Below are 14,848 nucleotides of genomic sequence, written 5' to 3' on the forward strand. Positions count from 1 at the left end.
CCGGGGGCGGCCGCCGAGGCCCCGCCGGAGGTCCCCTGGCCCAGCATCCCGGCCCTGGTGGAGTCCGCCGCCCGGGCGCACGCCGGCCGGGAGGCGGTGGTCGGCCCGCGCACCCGGCTGAGCTACGCCGAACTCGGCGAGCGGGTACGGGCCGCGGCCGCGGCGGTGATCGCCGCCGGGGTGGCGCCGGGGGACCGGGTGGCGATCTGGGCCCCGAACACCCCCGACTACGTCTCGGCCGCGCTGGGCGCGGTCAGCGCCGGCGCCGTCCTCGTACCGCTGAACACCCGGTTGAAGGGCGGCGAGGTCGCCGAACTCCTCCACCGCACCCGCGCCAGACTGGCCTTCGTCACCGGCCGCTTCCTGGGCCAGAGTTACGCCGCCGCGCTGCGGGCCGCCCGGGCCGACCGGTGGCCGCTGCCTGAGCTGGCGCACTGCGTGCTGCTGGGCGAGCAGGACGGGATGCCCGAGGGCTTCACCGGCTGGCGGGAGTTCCTCGACTCGGGCCGCTCCACGCCGCAGTCCGAGGTCACCGCGCGGATGCGGGCGGTCGGCCCGGACGATCCGGCGGACATCATGTTCACCTCGGGCACCACCGGCCACCCGAAGGGCGCGGTGGCCACCCATGGCCAGACCCTGCGGGCCTTCGCCACCTGGGCGGAACTGGCCGGGCTGCGGGCCGGCGACCGCTACCTGATCGTCAACCCGTTCACCCACAGCTTCGGCTACAAGGCCGGCATCCTCACCTGCCTGATGCGCGGGGCGACCATCCTGCCGCAGCCGGTCTTCGACGTGGACGCGGTGCTCGCCAAGATCCACTCCGAGCGGGTCACCGTCCTCCCCGGCGCCCCGACCGTCTACCAGTCGCTGCTGGACGCGGGTGCCCGCGACCTGCCCCTGCGGCTGGCGGTCACCGGGGCCGCCGTCGTCCCCCTGGAGCTGGTCCGCCGGATGCGCGACGACCTGGGCATCGGCACCGTGGTCACCGCCTACGGGCTCACCGAGTCCTGCGGGATCGTCACCATGTGCCGCCCGGGCGACCCGGCCGAGACGGTGGCCGCCACCTCGGGCCGCGCCATCCCCGGCGTCCGGGTGCGGATCAGCGGCCAGGGCGAGATCCAGGTCTCCGGCTACACCCTGATGCGCGAGTACTTCGAGGAGCCGGAGGAGACCGCCCGGGCCTTCACCCCCGACGGCTGGCTGCGCACCGGCGACATCGGGGAGCTGGACGCGGCCGGAAACCTCCGGATCACCGACCGCCTCAAGGACATGTTCACCGTGGGCGGCTTCAACGCCTACCCCGCCGAGATAGAGCAGGCGCTCGGCCGGCACCCGCTGGTCGGCGAGGTCGCCGTGGTCGGCGTCCCGGACCGGCGCCTCGGCGAGGTCGGCAAGGCGTACGTGGTGCCCGCGGGCGGCGCCGGGGCGACCGCCGCCGCCCGGTCCGCGGAGGCCGCGGAGCTGATCGCCTGGGCCCGGCACGAGCTGGCCAACTACAAGGTCCCGCGCTCGGTCGAGTTCCTGGACGAGCTCCCGCGCAACGCCTCGGGGAAGGTCCTCAAGGGCGAGCTGAGGCAGCGTCGGAACTGAGGCGTGTTGCTGCCGGGGGCCGCATCCGACAAAAGGGATAATCCATGTAATTCATATCGTTCTACAAGGTGGCGATCAACGATCATGCGTAGCGTTACGCCGATGCGAGCGGGTGCCGCGGCCCTGCTGCTCATCTCCGTGGCCGGGACGGCGGCCGGCTGCACCTCCGGCTCCTCCGACTCCGGGGGTTCGTCCACTGCGGCGGCCTCCGCGCTGAACATCAACGACGCCCCCAGCGCCTCCACGGCGGGCGCCAACGACCTGCAGAAGGCCTACCAGGACACGGTCGCGGCCGTGCTCCCCTCGGTCGTGCAGATCACCGCCGGCAACGAGCTGGGCTCCGGGATCGTCTACGACGACAAGGGGGACATCGTCACCAACGCCCATGTGGTGGGCGGCGAGCGGAGCTTCAAGGTCACCATGGCCGACAGCTCCAGCACGCTGGACGCCACACTGGTCGGCAGCTACCCCACCAACGACCTCGCGGTGATCAGGCTGTCCAAGCCGCCCTCCGGACTGAAGCCGGCCTCCTTCGCGGACAGCGCCAAGGTCGGGGTGGGCGAGCTGGTCCTGGCCATGGGCAACCCGCTGGGACTCTCCTCCAGCGTCACCCAGGGGATCGTCTCGGCCGTCGGCCGCACGGTCTCCGAGCCGGCCTCGGCCGGCCAGGCGGGCGCGACCATCCCGAACATGGTGCAGACCTCGGCCGCGATCAACCCCGGCAACAGCGGCGGGGCGCTGGTCGACCTCAACGACCGGGTCGTCGGCATCAACACGCTGGCCGCGGTGGACTCCCAGTCCGGCAGCACCTCCGCGGCGCCGGGGATCGGCTTCGCGATCCCCGCCAGCACCGTCACCGACCTCGCCGACCAGCTGATCAAGGACGGCAAGGTGACGAACTCGGGCCGCGCGGCCCTGGGCATCACCACCCGGACCGTCCTCGGCACCGGCTCCACCGGCCTCAACGGCGAGGGCGCGGGCGTCGTCTCGGTCAACTCCGGCGGCCCGGCCGCGAACGCGGGCCTCAGGCCGGGCGACGTCATCACCAAGATCGACGGCACCGCCGTCAGCACCTCTCAGTCCCTCTCCGAGGCGCTGGCCTCGAAGAAGCCGGGGGAGAAGGTGACCGTCACCTACGACCGCGACGGCGCCTCGCACACCGCCGAGGTGACCCTCGGCACGCTGTAGCGCCGCGGGCGCCCGCAGGTCGCGCAGCGACTTCGGGGGCGCGGGGAACTGCACGGCCGGCCACTGGCGGCCCGCAGTCGGCGACGGAACCAGGGTTGCCACCGAGTGGCCGTCGCCGAGTGCGGAACCGTTGCACGCGGGCCGCGCGGTTCCCCGCGCCCCCAAGTCGCTGTGCGACCGTGAATGGATCGCCCACCTGACGCTGCGTCAGATCGCCCGCGCCCGTCGCGGACACGTAGCTGACGGCCCGTCAGATTTGGGCTAGCCTGGGCCGCATGGACAGCTTCCCCCGGATCATCTCGGTGGACGACCACACCGTCGAACCGCCGGAGGTATGGAGCGAGCGCCTCCCCGCCCGCCACCGCGAGACCGGCCCCCGAATAGTCCGCGCCCCCCTCGCCGAAATGACCTTCAAGGGCGGCAGGTTCGCGCCGAGGATGGGCGAACCCGGCGACCCCGGCACCCTCGCCGACTGGTGGGTCTACGAGGACCTCCGCCGCCCCCTCACCCGCCTGGACACCGCCGTCGGCTACCCCCGCGACGAGGTCAAGCTGGAGGCCATCACCTACGAGCAGATGCGCCCCGGCTCCTACGACGTCCCCGCCCGCCTCGCCGACATGGACGTCAACCACGTCCAGTCCGCGCTCTGCTTCCCCACCTTCCCGCGCTTCTGCGGACAGACCTTCACCGAGGCCAAGGACCGCGAGCTCGCGCTGCTCTGCGTCCGCGCCTACAACGACTGGATGGTCGAGGAGTGGTGCGGTCCGCAGGCCCAGGGCCGGCTGATCCCGCTGACCATCGTCCCGCTCTGGGACGCCGGGCTGGCCGCCGCCGAGGTACGCCGCAACGCCGCCCGCGGCGTCCGCGCCGTCTGCTTCAGCGAGATACCCCCGCACCTCGGCCTGCCGTCCATCCACACCGACGACTGGGACCCGTTCCTCCAGGCCTGCGCGGAGACCGGCACCGTCATCGCGATGCACATCGGCTCCAGCTCCAGGATGCCCAGCACCTCAGCGGACGCGCCCCCCGCGGTCGGCTCCACCATCACCTTCGCCAACTGCTGCTACTCGATGGTCGACTGGCTGATGTCCGGCAAGCTGGACCGCTACCCCGACCTCAAGCTGATGTACGCCGAGGGCCAGATCGGCTGGATCCCCTACATCCTGGCCCGCGCCGACGTGGTCTGGGAGGAGAACCGCGCCTGGGGCGGCGTCGCCGACAAGGTGCTGACGCCCCCCAGCGAGCTCTTCGCCCGGCACATCTACGGCTGCTTCTTCGACGACCCGCACGGCGTCCGCAACCTGGACGCCATCGGCGAGGCCAACGTCCTCTACGAGACGGACTACCCGCACTCGGACTCCACCTGGCCCAAGTCCCGCGAGATAGCCGAGCAGCAGATGGGCCACCTGCCCCCGGAGACCGTCTCCAGGCTGGTCCGCGACAACGCCATAGACCTCCTGGTGCTCACCCCCGAGGGCCTGTGGGCCGGGTGAACCGGCCGTGACCGAGACCCGGACCGGAACCGAGGCCGGAACCGAGAGCGGAACCGAGGCCGGAACCGAGGCCGCGACCGAGGCGGGGGCCGAGTCCGTGGCCGCCATGCGGTTCGGCATCCAGCTCCCGGTCCAGGCGCAGAGCCGGATCTTCGTCGAGGACTGGGAGGGCTCCGCGGGCCCGGCCGCCATCGCGGCCACCGCCGCCCACGCCGACCGGATCGGCCTCGACTACGTCGCCGCCTGCGACCACGTCGGCATCCCCGACCGGCTGGCCGGGTCGATGGGGGCCACCTGGTACGACCCGGTGGCCGTGCTCGCGCACTGCGCGGCCGTCACCGAGCGGGTCGCCCTGGTCTCCGCGATCGCCGTCGCGCCCCTCCGGCACCCGCTGCTCCTCGCCAAGCAGTACGCCAGCCTGGACGCCCTCTCCGCCGGGCGGCTGATCCTGGGCGTCGGCGCCGGCCATGTCGAGGAGGAGTTCGCCGCTCTCGGCGTCGACTTCCACCGCCGCGGTGCCCTGCTCACCAGCGCCGTCGGCGAGCTCAAGACGGCCCTCTCCACCGGCCGCCTGGACGGCCTGCGGATCAGCCCCCGCCCCGCGGCCGTCCCCCGGCCCCCGATCTGGGTCGGCGGCCACTCCGCCGCCGCCGTCCGCCGTGCCGCCCTCCACGCCGACGGCTGGCTCTCCCAGGGGAACGACCTCGACTCGCTCACCGAGATGCTCGCCCTGGTGCGCGGACTCCGGCCGCCGGAGCGGCCGTTCGCGGTGAACGCGATCGCGCCCCCGGTCTACGTCGGCGAGCCGGGCTGGGACACCGGACGGGCGGTCACCGGAAAGCCGGACCGGCTCGCCGGGCTCTTCGCCCGCTACCGCGCGGCCGGCGCCACCCACCTCCAGATCCGTCCCCGCTCCAGATCCCTGGACGAGTACCTGGACCAGCTCTCCGCACTGGCGACCGAGGTCCTGCCACTGGTCCCCACCGCATGACCGACCGACTCGAGGAGTGAGATGACCAACGCTTCCGCGCCGAACGGCGGCGGGCGCCTCGCCGGGCGCTCGATACTCATCACCGGCGGCGCCCGCGGGCAGGGCGAGCAGGAGGCCCGCCGGTTCGCCGCCGAGGGGGCCCAGCTGCTGATCACCGACGTGCTGGACGATCAGGGCGAGGCGGTGGCCAAGGAGCTGGGCGCCCGCTACCGGCACCTGGACGTCTCGGACGAGGCCCAGTGGCAGGCCGCGGTGTCGGCGGCGGTCTCCGCGTACGGAAAGCTCGACGGGCTGGTCAACAACGCGGGCATCCTCCGGCTCAACGCCCTCACCGACACTCCGCTGGCCGAGTACCAGCAGGTCATCACCGTCAACCAGGTCGGCTGCTTCCTGGGGATGAAGACCGCGGCCCCGGCGATCACCGAGGCCGGCGGCGGCACCGTCGTCAACACCGCCTCCTACACCGCCCACGCCGGCATGGCGCTGACCACCGCGTACGCCGCCTCCAAGGGCGCCATCCTGGCCATGACCCGGGTGGCGGCCCTCGAACTGGCCCCCAGCGGGATCCGGGTGAACGCGATGTGCCCGGGGGCGGTGGACACCCCGATGACCAACCCCAGCCAGGTCACCATCGGCTCCACGGGCGAGACGCTGGGCGACGCCTCGGACGCCGCCGCGATGGACGAGGCGGTGCGCGAGCTGTACGGCCGGGTGGTCCCGCTCGGCCGGATCGGCCGGCCGCAGGAGGTCGCCGACCTGGCGCTCTTCCTCAGCTCCGCGGAGAGCAGCTACGTCACCGGCCAGCCGTTCGTCATCGACGGCGGCTGGCTCTGCGGGGTCAGCATCTTCTGACGGACCGTCAGATGTGCCGCCCGGGAGCCTTGACCTCGCATGGCGCCCGTGTCACAGTCCCAGAAATCTGACGGGTCATCAGATTCCGTCGGGCCCACCCGGAAAGGGGTCACCCAACCCATGGAATTCGGACTCTTCATCCAGGGCTACGTACCCGAGCGCCGCCGCCAGGGCGACCCGCAGGCAGAGCACCACGCCCTGATGGAGGAGATGGACTACGTCGTCCAGGCGGACAAGTCCGGCTTCAAGTACGCCTGGGTCACCGAGCACCACTTCCTTGAGGAGTACTCCCACCTCTCCGCCAACGACGTCGTCATCGGCTACCTCACCCACGCCACCGAGCGGATCCACGTCGGCTCCGGCATCTTCAACCCGCTGCCCAAGGTCAACCACCCGGTGAAGGTCGCCGAGCGGGTCGCCATGCTGGACCACCTCAGCGGCGGCCGCTTCGAGTTCGGCACCGGCCGCGGCGCCGGCTCGCACGAGATCCTCGGCTTCCACCCCGGCATGACCGACATGAACGGGACCAAGGAGATCTGGGAGGAGACCATCGGGGAGTTCCCCCGGATGTGGCTCAACGACGAGTACCCGGGCTTCGAGGGCAAGCACTGGTCGCTGCCCCCGCGCAAGATCCTGCCGAAGCCGTACGGCAAGTCCCACCCGGCCATGTGGTACGCGGCCGGCAGCCCGCCCTCCTACGCGATGGCGGCGAAGAAGGGCCTCGGCGTGCTGGGCTTCAGCGTGCAGAAGGTCTCCGACATGGAGTGGGTGGTCGAGTCCTACAAGACCGCCATCCGGGACGCCGAGCCGATCGGCGCGTACGTCAACGACAACGTGATGGTGACCTCCACGGCGATCTGCGCGCCCACCCACAAGGAGGCCGTCCGGATCGCGGCCAGCAGCAACCTCAACTACCTGCAGTCGCTGCTCTTCCGCTACCACGACACCTTCCCGCGGCCGGACGGCATACCGGAGTGGCCGGAGCTGCTGCCGGAGTACACCGAGGAGTTCATCGAGCTGCTGATCGCCGAGGAGCTGATGATCTGCGGCGACCCGGACGAGGTCCTCACCCAGTGCAAGCGCTGGGAGCAGGCCGGCGCCGACCAGCTGGTCTTCGGCCTCCCGGTCGGCATCCCGTACGAGGACTGCCTGCAGACCATCAAGCTGGTCGGCCGGCACGTGGTGCCGAAGATCGACACCGACCCCGTCCACCGCACCACCCGCTTCCGCGAGGCGTCCTGACGCCCACCGGGGTGCAGGGTGCCCAGCCCACCGTCGGCGTGTGCGGCGCCGCAGTTCCGCTTCGCGCAGTTCCCCGCGCCCCTGAATTCCGCCCCTGCGGGCACTGAGTTCAGGGGCGCGTACCCACGAACGACCTGGGGAGGCCAGTTCCGAGCATGTTTGACCACATCATCAAGAACGCGACCGTCGTCGACGGAACAGGCGCGGAGCCCCGGGTAGCCGACGTCGCCATCGAGGCCGGCCGCATCGCCGCCATAGGCGCCGGCCTCGGGCCCGCCCGCGGCAGCGAGGACGCCGAAGGCCTGGTCCTCACACCGGGATTCGTCGACCCCCACACCCACTACGACGCCCAGCTCTTCTGGGACCCCTTCGCCACCCCGTCCCTCTCGCACGGCGTCACCACCGTCGCCGGCGGCAACTGCGGCTTCACCCTCGCCCCGCTCAAGCCCGAGGACGCCGACTACACCCGCCGGATGATGTGCAGGGTCGAGGGGATGTCGCTGGCCGCCCTCGAAGGCGGAGTGCCCTGGAACTGGAGCAGCTTCGCCGACTACCTGTCCGCCCTGGACGGGCACACCGCCGTCAACGCCGGCTTCATGGCTGGCCACTGCGCGATCCGCCGGCACGTCATGGGCCCGGCCGCGACCGACCCCGAGGCGAGCCCGACGCCCGCCCAACTCGACGCGATGGTGCGGCTGCTGCACGAGTCGATGGCGGCCGGTGCCTGGGGCCTGTCCACCACCCAGTCCTCCAGCCACGCCGACGGCGAGGGCAACCCGGTGGCCAGCCGCCGGGCCGCGCCCGAGGAGCTGCTGGCGCTCTCCCGCGCGGTCGGCGAGCACGAGGGGACCCAGATCGAGGCGATCGTCGCCGGCTGCCTGGACAGGTTCTCCGACGAGGAGATCGACCTGCTGGTCGGCATGACCGCCGCCGCGGGACGCCCGCTGAACTGGAACGTCCTCACCATCGACGCCGCCGTCCCGGACCGCGTCCCCCGCCAGCTGGAGGCCTCCGAGCGGGCGCGGGCGGCCGGCGGCCGGATCGTCGCCCTCACCATGCCGATCCTCACCCCGATGAACATGTCCCTGGGCACCTTCTGCGCCCTCAACCTCATCCCCGGCTGGGGCGAGGTGCTCAACCTCCCCAAGCCGGACCGCATCCCCAAGCTGCTGGACCCCGCCGTCCGCGCGGAGCTGCTGCGCCGGGTGGCAAGCCCCGAGGCGGGCGTCTTCCGCCGCCTCGGCGACTTCGGCCGCTACGTCATCGGCGACACCTATGCCGACGCCAACAAGGGGCTCACCGGCCGCAAGGTCGCCGACATCGCGGCGGAGCGCGGCCGGGCCGACGACCCCTTCGGCGTCCTGGTCGAGATCTGCGCCGCCGACAACCTCCGTACCGTGCTGTGGCCGATGCCCACCGACAACGACCCGGCCTCCTGGGAGCTGCGCCGCAGCACCTGGGAGCACCCGGACGTGCTGCTCGGCGGCTCGGACGCGGGCGCGCACCTGGACCGGATGTGCGGGGCCCCGTACACCACCCGCTTCCTCGGGGACTGCCTCCGCCGCCGCAAGCTGGTCGAACTCCCGCGGGCGGTGCGGATGCTGACCTCCGATCCGGCCCGGCTGCTCGGCCTCCGCGACCGCGGTCTGATCGCCGAGGGATTCCACGCCGACCTGGTCCTCTTCGACCCCGAGCGGATCGACGCCGGCGCCGCCACCCTCCTCCACGACCTCCCCGGCGAGAGCCCCCGCCTCCACTCCGACGCCGAGGGCGTCCACAGCGTCCGGGTCAACGGCGTCGAGGTGATCCGCGAGGGCGCGACCACCGGCGCCATCCCCGGCAGGATCCTCCGCTCGGGAGAGGACACCTACTCCGTCCCCACCCGAGCGTGATCCCCCGGCCCGGCCCGGCGCAGCGCCGCAGGCGCAGGTAAGGGGCGCGGGGAACTGCGCGGCCAGCGCAAAACGGCGCCGCACCCGGCAACGGACACCGGGTTGCAACCCGAACTCCGCTGCCGAATGCGGACCGTAAGCGGCGGGCCGCGCAGTTCCCCGCGCCCCTGGATTCGCCCTTCGGGCTTCATCCCTCGGCAGCTCGGCGGGGCCGGGGCTAACCGCACAAGCCCCGCACCATCGCGCGCTGCAGATTCGCCAGCCCCCGCACGATCCACGGCGTCACGAACACCAGCACGACCCCCACCGCGCACACCCCGGCGATCTCCGGAACGGAGTCCAGGTAGATCGTCCGATGCGCGTCCTGGAAGACCTGCATCCCCGGCCAGCCCACATACCGCGGGAACACCCACTCGTAGAGCGGATAGAGCGCCATCGTCAGCCCGACGGTCCAGAACGTCAGCGCCACGGTGAACGACACCACGCCCAGCGGCAGCAGCAGCACCGAGTACAGCAGCGCCCGCCAGCCGCCCCCGTCCCGCAGCTGGGTGGCGATCCACCCGGACTGCCGCCGCAGCGGCGCCCGCCCCGCCGCGTCCACCCGCAGCAGCGCCCGGGCCCGCGCCCGCTCCATCGCCGCGAACCCGCGCGCCCCCACGCACGCGAGGGCGAGGATCGGCAGCCCCATGAAGGTGATCACCAGCCCGGCCCCCGCCGTGACCATGATCACCGCCCAGCAGAAGGTCGCGATCCCCACCGGCAGGTTCACCAGCAGCTGCAGGGTCTCCCGCCAGGTGCGCCCGCTGAACGGCGCCGTCAGAAACCCGGTCCGCCGCTCCTCCGGCACAGACCGCGACGCCCGCTCCGACGCCGGTGAAACCCGAGAACTCATCGCCATCCGCTCAGCCGCAGCCATCTCCATGATCCTTTCTCCCCGCTCGCCCGGGCCCATCCGGGCCGCCCGGCCCCGCTCAGCGGCCGGACCGCGTGCCCCGCGTCCGCGTGCCGCGCGTCCGCCACGGCAGTTCGACCGTCACCGTCGTCGGCCCCCCGTAGGGGCTGTCCACCACGAAGACGCCGTCCACCGCACGGATCCGTTCGGCCAGTCCGGCCAGCCCGCCGCCCGGCGTCTCCCGCGCGCCGCCCCGCCCGTCGTCCCGGACCTGCACCAGCAGCCGGTCCTCCTTCCGCCAGGCGTCCACCTGCGCGCTGCGCGCCTCCGCGTGCTTGGCGACGTTCGTCAGCAGCTCGCTCACCGTGAAGTAGGCGATCCCCTCGACCGCGGAGTCCGGCCGGGAGGCCTGGTCCGCCCCCTCCGGCAGATCGGTGGTGACCCGCACCCCGTCCGGCACCGCGCAGCGCGCGGCCACCGAGGACAGCGCGGCGTCCAGCCCCCGGTCGGTGAGCACCGCCGGGTGGATCCCGCGGGCGAGGTCCCGCAGCTCCTGGAGGGCCAGCTTGGCCTCCCCGTGCGCGGCGTCCACCATCGCGGCGGCCGCCGCCGGGTCCCCGCCGCCCTCCAGCAGCTTCTCCTTGGCCAGCCCCAGATCCATCGCCAGCGACACCAGCCGGGCCTGCGCGCCGTCGTGGAGATCGCGCTCGATCCGGCGCAGGTCGGCGGCGGCCGAGTCGACGACCGTGCTCCGGTCGTCCTCCAGCTCCTCCACCCGCGCCTCCAGGTCGGACGGTGCCAGCATGGCGGCCGCCATCGCCCGGTGGACGGTGGCCAGCGCCCGGACGATCCACGGCATCAGCGGCCAGAGGGCGATCACCGAGACCAGCGTCACACTGAAGGTGATCACCGACCACGGCAGCATCAGCACCAGGTACATCGCGGTCCGCCAGCTCAGCCCGTCGCCGAGGGCCACCGCCAGCCACCGCATGAAGGTGGGCTCGCGCTGCTCGCGGCGCCGCTCCGGCGGCGGGTCCGGGATCTCCTCTCCCAGCAGCACCCGCGCCCGCCGGCGCTCGAAGGAGCCGAAGGCGCGGCACCCGGTCAGCCCGGCGGCCAGCAGCGGCAGGCCGACCACCGTCACCGCCGTGCTCACGCCGACGGCGATCGCGGTCACCGTGAAGACGAAGCCGACGATGCCGACCGGCAGGTTGGAGAGCAGATGGGCGACCGCGCGCCAGGTGCGCGCCCCGTACAGGGGGGCGCGCGCTCCGCGCTCTCCGCGTTCTTCGACGCTGCTCATGTCGGGTGCCGTCCTAGGGAAGACTCGGGTGCTCGGCTCTGCTACGACTCCCAGCCTGCCGGGTAGGCGGCGGGGGAGCCATGGGGTGCGTCGCCGTCCCCGACCGGGGGATATCCCTACCCCCTACGGTCTCGACCGCTGGGCGGCGTGCACGGCCCGGACCCCGGGGGACCTAGACTCCCGTCCGTACAACACGTCAAGAGCACGCAAATAAGATTTCGGTCAAGACAGGGAAGCTCGCAGATCATGGAGGGGACGCCGATGCCGACGGCGCACGGCTACTTCGGGGGCTACGCCGTCGTGGGGCTGCTGGCGGTGCTGGGCGCCGTGTTCCTGGCCGTAGCGTTCGGAGCCAACCGGCTGCTCCGCCCGTACGCGCCCACGCAGGAGAAGCTCCTCGCCTACGAGTGCGGCGTGGACCCGGTGGGGGAGCAGTGGGCGCAGACCCAGGTGCGGTACTACGTCTACGCCTTCCTGTACGTGATCTTCGCGGTGGACTCGATCTACCTCTTCCCCTGGGCGACCGTCTTCGCCGCGCCCGGCTACGGCGCGACCACGCTGGTGGAGATGTTCGTCTTCATCGGCTTCCTCGCCGTGGGCCTGCTCTACGCCTGGAAGAAGGGCGTCCTGCGATGGACCGACTGACCCACACCCACGGCGGCGCCGACGGCGGGCAGACCGGGCCGGTCCCGCTCGGCATGCCGGACCCCGCCCGCCCCGGCGGCGCGGACCTCGAACCCCGCCGGCTCGGCCCGCTGGCCCGGCTCGCCCCCGACCCGGTGAAGGTGGTCCTCAACTGGGGCCGCCGGTACAGCCTGTGGGTCTTCAACTTCGGGCTGGCCTGCTGCGCCATCGAGTTCATCGCGACCTCGATGGCCACCCACGACTTCATCCGGCTCGGCGTCATCCCCTTCGCCCCCGGGCCCAGGCAGGCCGACCTGATGATCGTCTCGGGGACGGTCACGGACAAGATGGCGCCCGCGGTCAAGCGCCTCTACGAGCAGATGCCGGAACCGAAGTACGTCATCTCCTTCGGCGCCTGCGCCAACTCCGGCGGGCCGTACTGGGACTCGTACTCCGTCACCAAGGGCGTCGACCAGCTGATCCCGGTCGACGTCTACGTCCCCGGCTGCCCGCCGCGGCCGGAGGCGCTGCTCCAGGGCATCCTCAAGCTCCAGGAGAAGATCGCCCGCGAGTCCCTCGCCGACCAGTACCCGGCGTCGGCGGCCAAGCGACCCAAGGCCGGCGCCCTCCGCCGCGGCCTGGTCCGGGGCCCCGGGAACGGCGCCGAGGGAGGGACCCCTCGATGAGCACCGCCACGCCGATCCCCGAGCAGTACGCGGCGGCGATCGGCCCCTTCGCCACCGCCGCCGAGAGCTACGACCTGATCACCGTCGACGTCCCCGCCGAGCACTGGATCGAGGCGCTGACCGCCGCCCGGGACGGCCTCGGCCTCGGCTTCTTCGACTGGCTGAGCGCCGTCGACGAGCTCGCCGACGGCTTCGCCGTCTGCGCCCACCTGGCCCGGGTCGGCGAGGAGCAGGGGCCCGGCTCCGTCCGCCGCCTGCTCCTCCGCACCCGGCTCCCGCGCGAGGCCGCCGCGCTGCCGACCGCCGTCGGCGTCTACGCCGGGGCGGCCTGGCACGAGCGCGAGACCCACGAGATGTTCGGCATCGACTTCACCGGCCACCCCTACCCGGCACCGCTGCTCCTCCCGGACGGCTTCGAGGGGCACCCTCTGCGCAAGGAGTTCGTCCTCGCCGCGCGCGTCGCCAAGGCCTGGCCCGGCGCCAAGGAGCCCGGCGAGTCCGACGCCGACCACGGCGCCGGCGCCGGCACCCGCCGCAAGATGCTCCCCCCGGGCGTCCCCGACCCCAACGAATGGGGCCCCCTCAAGGGCACCCTCCCCCCGGCCCCGGCGCGCCCGGCCCGCGGCGCCCGCGCGGCCGCCGCCGAACGCCCGGCCCGCCGCGCCCGCTCCGCCTCCGCCGGCTCCGCGAGCCAGCGCCCCACCGACCTCCCCTGGAACGAACCCCAGCCCACCCCGCCCCCCGCCGAAGGCACCCCCGGCGCCGCAGGCGCGTCGAAGGGGCGCGGGGAACTGCGCGCCCAGCCGCCTACGGACCCGCAGCCGGCTGCCGACCCGGCCCCGCGCCCCGAACCCCGCCCCGCCGAAGGCGCCCCTGAGGGGCGCGGGGAACTGCGCGCCCAGCCGTCCACCGACCCGCAGCCGGCCGCCGACCCGGCCCCCCGCCCCGAACCCCGCCCCGCCGAAGGCGAACCCCCCGCCGAAGGCGCCTCCGGCGCCGCAGGCGCGTCGAAGGGGCGCGGGGAACGGCGCGACCAGCCGTCCACCGACCCGCAGTCGCCCGCCGACCCGGACCCGCAACCCCGTAGCGGCCAGAACACCACCGACGAGGACCAGGCCGGAGGACCCGCGCAGTGACCCTCCTCGACGCCTTCCTCCGCGCGCTCGCCACCCTCGTGGTGCTCCTCGTGCTCCCCCTCGTCATCGGCCAGACGGAGCACAAGGTCATGGCCCACATGCAGGGCCGCCTCGGCCCGATGTACGCCGGCGGCTTCCACGGCTGGGCCCAACTCGTCGCCGACGGAGTCAAGTTCGCGCAGAAGGAGGACGTGGTCCCGGCCGGCGCCGACCGCCGCGTCTTCCAGCTGGCCCCCGCCGTCGCCCTCCTCCCGTACCTGATCGTGCTGGTGGCGATCCCCGTCGGCCCGAACGGCCTCGTCGGCGCCACCGTCGACGCCGGCATCTTCTTCGTCCTCGCGGCCATGGGCGTCGGCATCCTCGGCTCGCTGATGGCCGGGTGGGCCTCCGCCAACAAGTACTCCCTCCTCGGCGCCGTCCGCTCCGCCGCCCAGCTGATGGCGTACGAGCTGCCGATGCTGCTCGCCGCCGCCTCGGTGGCGATGGCCGCCGGCACCGTCTCCCTCCCGGGGATCCTCGGCGCCTTCCACTGGTGGTGGATCCCCTGGCAGATCATCGGCGCGTTCGTCTTCTTCACCGCGGGCCTCGCCGAACTCCAGCGGCCGCCGTTCGACATGCCGGTGGCCGACTCCGAGATCATCTTCGGCGCCTACACCGAGTACACCGGCCTCCGCTTCGCCCTCTTCCTCCTCTCCGAGTACGCCGGGATCCTGGTCCTCTGCGCGCTGACCGCCGTCCTCTACTTCGGCGGCTGGCACGGCCCCTTCGCCTCCGGCCTGGGCTGGCTGTGGACGCTGCTGAAGACCTTCGCGCTCGCCTTCGTCGTGATCTGGCTGCGCGTCACCTATCCGCGCCTCCGCGAGGACCAGCTCCAGCGCTTCGCCTGGCTCGGGCTGATCCCGTTGGCCCTCCTCCAGCTGGTGATCACCGGCGTCGTCAAGGTGGTGACCTCCTGACCA

General features: G+C 73.0%; 13 protein-coding genes. 11 read left to right on the forward strand and 2 right to left on the reverse strand.

Annotated features, from left to right (window positions below):
• The first annotated feature begins 45 nt into the window (after nucleotides 1–45).
• From BS73_RS22225 to BS73_RS22255, 7 genes are all read left to right on the forward strand, one after another.
• Nucleotides 46–1,590, forward strand: coding sequence for a FadD3 family acyl-CoA ligase (locus BS73_RS22225; RefSeq protein WP_037575116.1), 1,545 nt, complete (start codon nucleotides 46–48; stop codon nucleotides 1,588–1,590).
• Nucleotides 1,591–1,692: 102 nt separating this feature from the next.
• Nucleotides 1,693–2,778: a S1C family serine protease gene (locus BS73_RS22230; RefSeq protein WP_152617685.1), complete on the forward strand. Its 1,086-nt coding sequence runs from the start codon at nucleotides 1,693–1,695 to the stop codon at nucleotides 2,776–2,778.
• 275 nt (nucleotides 2,779–3,053) lie between these two features.
• Entirely contained in the window at nucleotides 3,054–4,271 is a 1,218-nt protein-coding gene (locus tag BS73_RS22235) for an amidohydrolase family protein (protein ID WP_037575122.1), read from the forward strand.
• A gap of 7 nt (nucleotides 4,272–4,278) precedes the next feature.
• Nucleotides 4,279–5,262 carry a TIGR03619 family F420-dependent LLM class oxidoreductase gene (locus BS73_RS22240; RefSeq protein WP_322987290.1) on the forward strand — a complete coding sequence of 328 codons (984 nt, stop codon included), beginning with the start codon at nucleotides 4,279–4,281 and terminating at the stop codon, nucleotides 5,260–5,262.
• 21 nt (nucleotides 5,263–5,283) lie between these two features.
• Nucleotides 5,284–6,114: an SDR family NAD(P)-dependent oxidoreductase gene (locus tag BS73_RS22245; protein WP_037575125.1), complete on the forward strand. Its 831-nt coding sequence runs from the start codon at nucleotides 5,284–5,286 to the stop codon at nucleotides 6,112–6,114.
• 120 nt (nucleotides 6,115–6,234) lie between these two features.
• The gene (locus BS73_RS22250) at nucleotides 6,235–7,356 is read left to right on the forward strand and encodes an LLM class flavin-dependent oxidoreductase (protein ID WP_037575128.1); all 1,122 of its coding nucleotides are present in this window, start codon (nucleotides 6,235–6,237) and stop codon (nucleotides 7,354–7,356) included.
• 155 nt (nucleotides 7,357–7,511) lie between these two features.
• Entirely contained in the window at nucleotides 7,512–9,248 is a 1,737-nt protein-coding gene (locus tag BS73_RS22255; RefSeq protein WP_037575129.1) for an N-acyl-D-amino-acid deacylase family protein, read from the forward strand.
• Nucleotides 9,249–9,465: 217 nt separating this feature from the next.
• On the opposite strand, the gene BS73_RS22260 is transcribed toward BS73_RS22255, so the two are convergent.
• Both BS73_RS22260 and BS73_RS22265 read right to left on the reverse strand, forming a co-directional pair.
• Nucleotides 9,466–10,164, reverse strand: coding sequence for a sensor domain-containing protein (locus BS73_RS22260; RefSeq protein WP_161789692.1), 699 nt, complete (start codon nucleotides 10,162–10,164; stop codon nucleotides 9,466–9,468).
• 55 nt (nucleotides 10,165–10,219) lie between these two features.
• On the reverse strand, nucleotides 10,220–11,443 hold the full coding sequence (locus tag BS73_RS22265) for a sensor histidine kinase (RefSeq protein ID WP_051940274.1): 1,224 nt from the start codon (nucleotides 11,441–11,443) through the stop codon (nucleotides 10,220–10,222).
• A 246-nt stretch (nucleotides 11,444–11,689) separates the two neighbouring features.
• Here BS73_RS22265 and BS73_RS22270 point away from each other — a divergent pair, with 246 nt between their 5' ends.
• The 4 genes from BS73_RS22270 to BS73_RS22285 are packed head-to-tail and all read left to right on the forward strand — an operon-like array spanning nucleotide 11,690 to nucleotide 14,845.
• Entirely contained in the window at nucleotides 11,690–12,088 is a 399-nt protein-coding gene (locus BS73_RS22270) for an NADH-quinone oxidoreductase subunit A (protein ID WP_037575134.1), read from the forward strand.
• A gap of 53 nt (nucleotides 12,089–12,141) precedes the next feature.
• Nucleotides 12,142–12,753 carry an NADH-quinone oxidoreductase subunit B gene (locus BS73_RS22275; RefSeq protein ID WP_037580642.1) on the forward strand — a complete coding sequence of 204 codons (612 nt, stop codon included), beginning with the start codon at nucleotides 12,142–12,144 and terminating at the stop codon, nucleotides 12,751–12,753.
• Nucleotides 12,750–13,889, forward strand: a complete 1,140-nt coding sequence (locus BS73_RS22280; RefSeq protein WP_084704268.1) for an NADH-quinone oxidoreductase subunit C — start codon at nucleotides 12,750–12,752, stop codon at nucleotides 13,887–13,889. The genes BS73_RS22275 and BS73_RS22280 overlap by 4 nt, the downstream gene beginning before the upstream one ends.
• On the forward strand, nucleotides 13,886–14,845 hold the full coding sequence (locus BS73_RS22285; RefSeq protein WP_037575137.1) for a complex I subunit 1/NuoH family protein: 960 nt from the start codon (nucleotides 13,886–13,888) through the stop codon (nucleotides 14,843–14,845). Before BS73_RS22280 ends, BS73_RS22285 begins: the two co-directional genes overlap by 4 nt.
• Nucleotides 14,846–14,848 lie beyond the last annotated feature (3 nt).

This window comes from Phaeacidiphilus oryzae TH49 (assembly GCF_000744815.1).
Taxonomy (GTDB): Bacteria; Actinomycetota; Actinomycetes; order Streptomycetales; family Streptomycetaceae; genus Phaeacidiphilus; species Phaeacidiphilus oryzae.